At 54.8% G+C, this 7,864-nt stretch carries 6 protein-coding genes and 2 pseudogenes; 4 read left to right on the top strand and 4 right to left on the bottom strand.

Features of this window, described 5'->3' with window-relative positions; all coding sequences use genetic code 11:
• Positions 1–218, top strand: a pseudogene (locus tag ACESMB_RS13165) (hypothetical protein); the annotation flags it as partial.
• Between the two features lie 525 nt (positions 219–743).
• Positions 744–1,256: an MOSC domain-containing protein gene (locus tag ACESMB_RS13160; protein ID WP_372926815.1), complete on the top strand. Its 513-nt coding sequence runs from the start codon at positions 744–746 to the stop codon at positions 1,254–1,256.
• A 16-nt stretch (positions 1,257–1,272) separates the two neighbouring features.
• Here the strand turns inward: ACESMB_RS13160 and ACESMB_RS13155 are convergent, their stop codons facing one another.
• Both ACESMB_RS13155 and ACESMB_RS13150 read right to left on the bottom strand, forming a co-directional pair.
• Positions 1,273–1,755 (bottom strand): DUF2141 domain-containing protein, encoded by a 483-nt coding sequence (locus ACESMB_RS13155; protein ID WP_372926814.1) that lies wholly within the window; start codon positions 1,753–1,755, stop codon positions 1,273–1,275.
• 946 nt (positions 1,756–2,701) lie between these two features.
• Positions 2,702–3,622: a M14 family metallocarboxypeptidase gene (locus ACESMB_RS13150; protein WP_372971767.1), complete on the bottom strand. Its 921-nt coding sequence runs from the start codon at positions 3,620–3,622 to the stop codon at positions 2,702–2,704.
• A 273-nt stretch (positions 3,623–3,895) separates the two neighbouring features.
• Between ACESMB_RS13150 and ACESMB_RS13145 the strand changes: the two genes are divergently transcribed.
• On the top strand, positions 3,896–5,887 hold the full coding sequence (locus ACESMB_RS13145) for a hypothetical protein (RefSeq protein WP_372971766.1): 1,992 nt from the start codon (positions 3,896–3,898) through the stop codon (positions 5,885–5,887).
• Positions 5,888–6,434: 547 nt separating this feature from the next.
• Here the strand turns inward: ACESMB_RS13145 and ACESMB_RS13140 are convergent.
• Both ACESMB_RS13140 and ACESMB_RS13135 read right to left on the bottom strand, forming a co-directional pair.
• On the bottom strand, positions 6,435–6,851 hold the full coding sequence (locus ACESMB_RS13140; protein WP_372926811.1) for a type II toxin-antitoxin system HigA family antitoxin: 417 nt from the start codon (positions 6,849–6,851) through the stop codon (positions 6,435–6,437).
• 5 nt (positions 6,852–6,856) lie between these two features.
• Positions 6,857–7,168, bottom strand: a complete 312-nt coding sequence (locus ACESMB_RS13135) for a type II toxin-antitoxin system HigB family toxin (RefSeq protein WP_372926810.1) — start codon at positions 7,166–7,168, stop codon at positions 6,857–6,859.
• A 163-nt stretch (positions 7,169–7,331) separates the two neighbouring features.
• Here ACESMB_RS13135 and ACESMB_RS13130 point away from each other — a divergent pair.
• Positions 7,332–7,864 (top strand): annotated as a pseudogene (locus tag ACESMB_RS13130) (hypothetical protein); the annotation flags it as partial.

The following is a 7,864-nucleotide window of genomic DNA, read 5'->3' as shown; positions in this document are numbered from 1 at the left end:
TGATAGGCCAGGGCAAGCCCGCCTTCGGATTCACCCTGGACGGCCGCCATTACCGGGAACGGGCGGGCTCAACCGGCCTGGACGATCTGGGCAACACTAAAGGAGAGAGTGTTCAAATCACGGCCACCCAGGAATATAGCCGTCGATATGAGTGCCGTCAGAAAGGAGGCAACCATTACCGAGCAAAAGAACTTCCCATCGATTACCTTTCGCTGTGAGTGTATTTTTCTGAGTATCAGCCCGGCTGAACCATAAATGACAAACTGCCTTAAATCCGGGATAAACATCCCAAGGTCGTAATTGAAAACGTCCCGATACGGCAGGCCACCTGGTTGAGAGGCCAGAAGGTGAATATGAAAAGCAGGGAATTCAAGACATATTGACGGGCATGAGTCTTTGCGTCCGCCGGCTTCTGAAATTCTTCGCTGTAGTCCACTACGAAAGCCAAAGTCGAAAAACCATGAGTTGCCTTTGCTTTCTTACCAAAATGATTCGGCTCAGGAGAACGCCAGTGCCTTGGTATGGATCAGGCCGAAAAATGACGGAACAAAAGCAATATAGTCACAGATTCTATGACTCGCAACGACGTTGAATTGACGAAGAGTAAAAATCACACGGAAACCGCGCGAAAAGGGACAACATGGTGTACAACGGACCCATGAAGGCCTACGACACAGCTATGGAAAACAGGATTATCAGGATACTGACCTGAACATTCATCTGAGCCGCTATCGAGGTAGCCCATGCCTGAAAAAACCACGCTGCAAACCCTGTTCGACACCCTCCCCCAAACCGGCCGTGTGGAATGGATCGGTATCCGCCCCGCCCGAGGCGAGGCCATGGAAGCACTCGAAAGCGTCGCCGTCACACCCGGGAAAGGCCTGGAAGGCGATCGATTCAAGGGCCGCGAGACCAGCAAACGGCAGGTGACCCTGATCCAGAAAGAGCACCTGAACGCCATCGCTTCCTGCCTGAATCGGGAAACCATCGAACCCGAGGTTTTCCGGCGTAACATCGTGGTGTCTGGCCTGAACCTGCTGGCCCTGAAAGACAAGCAGTTCCGAATCGGCAACGTGGTGCTGGAATACACAGGCCTTTGCCACCCCTGCAGCAAAATGGAGACGTCGCTGGGCCCCGGCGGTTACAACGCTATGCGTGGGCATGGAGGTATTACCACGCGGGTGGTTGAAGGAGGTGACATTGCGCTTGGGGACAAGGTTCAGGCCTGCCTGGGAATTGACGGTTCCAGAAAATAGGTCTGTTCCGGTTTTCTCAATAATTCAATCTGATAGTCAGATCCAGATTTTCCCCATCGTAAGAAAAGCTGGCGGCCTCGAATGACGGCGCACTCATCCCGGCCTCTGCGCCGCTTGAAAAGCCAAAGCCTTCAGTGGGGACCCCCAAAAAGTTAGTGTTGAGCTTGCCATCCATATTCTCATCATGGATGACGGCCAGCGCATAGGTTCCCGGGGGGATATCCAGAAAGCTACAACGTGCCTTCGTATCCCGAATTTTCATCATCATGATATGGGTCGCGGAGGTCAGAAACTCAGCAGGAAAGCCCTCTGGCGATTCGAAAAGTGCGCAGGCTACGGTCCCGGCGCTGTTTTCAATGTTCGGAATGTTCACATGAATTCCTGGACATGATGATTGGGCGAACACGATGGCAGGAAGACTCGTAAACGCCAGCATGGATCCCATTGCTACAAATCTGACATCCATGGCGTACCGAGTCAGAGTCGCGGTCGAGGTCAAGGCGGATCTCCGATTTTTTGACTTACCAATAAGTATCCTCATAGCTTTAATCTCCCTGGAGCAAGGAACCAATGTGTTGATAAGCTGCCAGATCGCCTTGCCGCGGCTGGGGGCGTATTACCGATACGCCGACAGAAACGCGTTCAATCCATAAACTTCAGTTTTGAATACTTATTCATCATGTTATGACCTTCGAACCCATCGGACAACAGCGTGCCGGCAAAGGTTTCCCATCACAGCTCACCAGGGGGGATCGCTTACCAGCAGTCTGACCCGACGCGAGCGTCGTAATATGCTATACGCGCGTGAAAATCGTGCACGCGCAATACTGACATTAGTGCTTGATAGCTCAGTCCAAAGGAGTGTGAGAAAAGGGTCGGCTTTCGCCGGCAAGCTATCCCTCCCCGCCTCGAAGGATGGGGATTCTCGCGAACTGTCTTATGAATTACGAACACGCAATTGTAAAATTTGACGGAGACGTCGCCATCCTGCTCTGCAACAGCTGCGGCATCACTATCGCAGAGGGCACGAAACACGAGGATCGTGAGCACTACTGTGCGATGTGCATGAGCGGCAATTGCAAAGCAAAATTCAAGAAAGGAGATTGAAGGCGGAGTTGAATTTCTCTACAAACATTCTTCACGGTGCCTATGGTTTCACCTGTTCAACTACCAATAAGACCATAACACCAGGCCCGCAACACAGAAAACAAGCACTGCAACATGAACAGCCAGGTTCTGCCGGGTCGATGGGGCTGGCTTTCTGGCGAAAAGAAAGTAATCCTCACCGAACAGTCCTACGCCGCAATGCTCACAGTAGTTTTTTGAGTAAGAAACCCTCAGCTCCGATGGCTCAAACTTTTTCCGACAACTGTAACAACTGGGCTTCATCATTTCGGGCTCCGGTAGCACGGACCTGTATCGAAAATAAATCTGTCACGGTTTTCCTATACTGACAGCGCATAGTCGATCGCCGCACATACCGCGGCAACCTGCGCGGCGTTGCATTGCTCGGGGGTCACTCGGTCGCTGTCCGGGTAGACCTCGGTGGTGGTCCTGTAGCGCGCGTTGGTCATGCTGGTACAAAGGCCAAGCTGCGCCAGCGGATACTGAATAACGCCCCTAGCGGCCGCCGGTGAGCCGAGGATCTTGCCATTATCATCCGCCGGCGCGATATGGGTGATCTTTTCCACCGCCTTGATCAACGCCTGCTGGAATTCAGGCTGCGGGCTCTCGGTATCATCCACAAGGTAGAAGCCGTCTGGAATGGTACCCGGCTCAAACGTTTTGCCATCGCGGGACGCAAGCGCCGGGCGGAATTCGGTTTCGTCAGTATCGGTGGTCTCGTGCAGGTCAATGTGCAGCAATATTGGCTCATCGATGGACGCCACCAGTTGCATGAGCGCCGCTGACTCCTTCGCCTCGCCGTCTCCATGGAACGAGCGGTTGGGATCGACCGCGTTCGCGTTCCAGCGGTGGATGCGCTCGTATGCCCAGGGGCTGACGCAAGGCGCGATCAGCAGGTTTACTCGACCGACATAATCCGCTGCATGCTGCTCAACGAACTGCAGCGCACCATGGACACCGCTTGTTTCATAGCCATGCACTCCGCCGGTTATCAGCACCACCGGTCGATCGACACGCCAGTCGCGGCTGCGGATTGCCATCAGCGGATAAACGTCCGGGCCATATTCCAGATGGCCATACTCTTGCACGTCGAAGCCCGAACACAGGCGCTCAACCACGCTCAAAACGTCGGACTCGTAACTGCGTTGACGGGTCTGCCTTGACAGCCACTCATCACGTTCCACGTCGCCCCAGGGAGTGCCGGGCGTACCGATTGAATAGGCCGCTGAAGCGGTGCTCATATCGATTGCCTCCTTCGGTCAGTCACTCGCGCATCTCACGCTACCAACCAGATAATGTCACGGTCATCTACTTACACCCGACCTTCAAACCACAGCTAACAACAGGCAGAGAAAAAATACCGCGAGCGGCACCTGTTCACTTGATTTTACTCCGGTTACCCTCTGAGTTCATAGCAAGCTCACCAAGGCCCGGCTACGATGGCGGGAGATGCTTCGCTGTGTTTCAGACGATCAAAGTTGACACAGTCCAAGGTTCGCTCAAGGATGGTTGTCATGACCAGACCTGAAAATGACACCGAAAACCAGAGCAACCCTGCGCCAGAAAACCTGGTAAAGGCCTTTGACGACGCCGTCAGCCGCCTTGCTGAAGTCAACGCCGTGGAGGGTGTTTCGCCCGTATTCGAAGTAATTGATGCGGCAAAGCCCCTGGTGCTCAGCCTCGAAGGGCTGGAGGCCATTTACCGACGCGTCCCGGCCATCGAATCGGCCGGGCTCTTTGGTGGCAGCGATTGGGACTTTCCCCAGACACTGGTGCCCTCCCTGGCTGCACGCACGGTTCGACACGGTGAGCCAACCGAAACACTGGTCGAATGCCTGAGCCAGGTTCGCCTGTTGGCGGTGGCCAAAGGCGACTACATACACCCCTCAATCTCGGCAGAACATGCCCATCATTTCCTCGCCCAGGTGATGGCGATGAACCTTGACCTGGTGGTGAGTGACGACCTGCATGAGAGCGACCGGCTGCGGCCCGATCAACTCGGCCATGGCGTTCAGAACCTTTATCGCTACCTGCTTCAGCATCTGGGTTATGAAGACCTGTTGGAACATCTGGTGACCGAAGTCTGGCGAATTCTGGAGCAACGCCCGGTGCAGGTTGAAGGCGTCAAACACATGGTGACCCAGATCGCTGTCTGCCTGGAAAAACCGGACGCCCTGGGCGGCGAAGTCAGCGACGACGCTCTGCAGCTGATCAATGCCCTGTTCAGCCCCACCGAAGGTTGCCGTGAAGACCCCGGCTTTGAGGTCTATTCCGAACGACTGGCGGAAATGGACGACGCCACCCTGATGCGAGAGGCCATCGCCTTTGCCCGAGCCATGCACAACACCGGCCTGGTGTCAGCCTACATGCCGGTGTTCATTCGCTACCTGCGTGACCGTTGGAATGCTCTGATTCCCACGGCCCTTGGCCTGAGTTACACCGGTGCTGATGCGTTTCACTGCTACCCCGCGCTGATACACCGCCTGATTGACGACGCTGTATTTCCTGAAACCAGCCAGTGTACCTATGGCCTGGCCATGATGCTGGAACGGGGCATTCTCTACTCGCCCCCGGTGGCGCCATCCCTGTGGCGCCAGATACGCCTGACGCTCTGCGACGCCGCAGCCGAGAAAATCGCCACCATCTTCGGCAGTGGTCGCTCACCCGAATGCTTTTTACTCGCCGACGTATTGAATGTACTGGGGCGGCCACTGGGCGTCGGCCAGGGCAACTACCCGACCTGCCAGTCCACCCGGGCGCTGTCCATGTGGGCCTACAACATGCCTGCAGAATTACTGCGCATCCTTGCCTGGGCAGCGCGGGACGATGAAATCATCATGCGCTTCGAAGGCAACAGCATTTCTTCACGGGAGCTCGGTGCAGGGCTGGCAACCGAGCCACCCGTTGATGTCGATGCCGTATCCCTGCTGACAGTGCCGCATCTGGACCGCATCTATTTTGAAATGGGGCGGCGCAGCGTTGGCCGAGGGGAAGACCCTCATCAATGGGTCAACGCCGAATTTCACGGCGACCACGTCGGCCATGGATTTCGCATCGCCGTGGACGTTTTCACCGGCGGCCTGAAAGACTTCGAAGGGTTTGTCAGAGACTTCTATGCCGCCTATCACCCTTTCTATAACGGCAACATTCCCGTGATCAATCCACAGCCGGCCGGCATTGCAGTCACCGACAGCGCCACACGCTTTCTTGGCTGGCATGCCATCACCATCCAACGGCTGGCAATGGATAAAGACAAGACCATGCGCGTCTATTTCTTCAACCCCAACAACGACAGCGGGCAGAACTGGGGCCAGGGAGTTATTACCTCAACTCACGGCCACGGTGAACTGTTCGGCGAAGCCTCCCTGCCCGTCGCAGAATTCGTCTCCCGGCTCTATGTGTTCCACTATGATCCGATCGAAAAAGGCGATCCGGGGAATGTGCCAGCCGATGAGGTTAACCGGGCCATGGAACTGGCCATGGGCAGTTGGGCTTCAGCGCGGTAGTCAGCGAACACGAGGACCGTGAGCACTACTATACGATGTGCATGAGCGGCAACTGCAAAGCAAAATTCAAAAAGGGGAGCTAAAACTGCCCCGGTTTTCAGAGAATCAGGCCATCCCGGATCGGCAGCACCGATTCCTGATAGTGCACATGCCAGGCCGGGGCAGTTGGCCAGGCGAAGCCCCCGGGCACGGTTACCGCGCTCAAGGCTGATGTTCCATCATCCAGGCGGTCTGGAAGGCGTTGTGTCCGTCATAGGTCCAGCTCATGTCATATTGTGGCAAGTTGACCCGATAACGCCGCGACTTGCCGAGATAGGCGGGAGCCCCTTCACCGTCGTAAAGGCGCTGTCGTGCAGCGTTGCCGTGATGCCGTCGGGTGAAGACTGGATCGGGCCGAACGCCTGCTAAAAGGTGCGCCCGACAGTCCAGTCTGGGCGTGGCTCACCGCAGCGCGGACCTATGGAGGGCAGTTTCATGGTCGCTAAACTTGGAAGCGTGTACTCAGAGAATAGATCTGTATCGGTTTTTCTCCTGTACTCGGAACACTTCAGAAAAAAAGTACCGGAGGCACCCCAAACCGCTTTCCGAGTGCTTCCATATGTTTGCGGGTCAGTTTTTTTCCTTCAGCACCGTTGAGAATTTTGCTCACATTGCCTTTTGATCCCAACTCCGGCAGATCGGCCAACCCAAGACCGTGTTGAGCCATCAGGGTTTTAAGCACAGCAACCCCCCTGTCCGTTGCCGCGACAGTGGCATTAAAGCCGGAAAACTCAGCAGCCTGGTCCTCCCAGCGTTCAATACTGGCAGCCAGAATTTCAATAAGCAGTTTGTTGGCGTCATAGTCGTCCACCAATTGATCCATGATATCCAACGCTTCCTGATAGTCATCCTGAGTCTCAATATGAGCCACGAAAGGCACCTGAGCCAGCGCATCTCTTATCTCAACAAAAGCAGACGATAACATAGGCCTCACTCCTTTTTACGACGGTACTTGTCAGCCAGCCGGTCGTATTCGGCGTGGCTGCAAATGTGTTTCACATACATGCGATTATCGCGAAATTCAATGAAGGCAATCATCCGTAAATTGTTGCCTCCGATGTCGACAACCCACCATTTGTCCCGGTATTTGAAATTGTCCAGTGAAGGAAATACCTGGCGCAACTGATCAGGTGTTTCAAACTTCCCTGTTCGCAACATGATGTAGGTATTCACCAGTGCATCCCGATCATTCGGAAACTGCTTGGCTGCATCATTAAACGGTTTTCTTGAAATTATGTGCACGGAACTTCCTTGTTTCTTTTTTGGAAACTCTAGCACAAGGTTTCAAAAAAGGAAACCGCACTTGAGACCAATTTTAGCCGGATTCTTCCAGCGCCGGGAGAGGAAGCTGAGTGGGAAAAGGGAATGAATCATCGGCGTTGGTTACTGATGGTTAAGTCACTACGTGTTTCCTGACAACTTCGAACCCGTAACTCTTAATGCCAGTGAACAGGATTCACTCAACACTAAACTGAATACTCTGGGTATCGATACTCAGGGCGCCGAATCTGGCCGCCCGTTGCAGCCGGAACCCTACAGTGAAGACGGCGCCAGCCGGGAGGTACGCTTCAGTGAGCGGGAACTCAACGGTATGTTGGCCAATAACACCGATCTGGCTCAGAGACTCGCCGTCGACCTTTCGGACGATCTTCTTAGCGCCGTGATTCTGGTGCCTCCTGAAGAGGGTTTCCCTTTACTCGGGGGCAGAACCCTGCGAGTAAATGCCGGAGTAGAACTCTCCTTTGCCAACGGTCGCCCCCTGGTTAAGTTGAGGGGCGTCAGCCTGATGGGCGTCCCCATTCCGAATGCCTGGCTGGGCAACCTCAAGAATGTGGACCTCTTTAGCAGGGAACTGAAGGCTTTCGAAAAGCTGCGCTCAGCCATCCGATCCATCATCCTTCCAAGCAAGGGCACCTGCACATGCCCCTCGGAAATCCA

It is taken from the genome of Marinobacter sp., assembly GCF_041686475.1.
Lineage (GTDB): Bacteria > Pseudomonadota > Gammaproteobacteria > Pseudomonadales > Oleiphilaceae > Marinobacter.
Note: the sequence above shows the minus strand (reverse complement) of the source record. Positions and strands in the feature narration are given on the sequence as shown.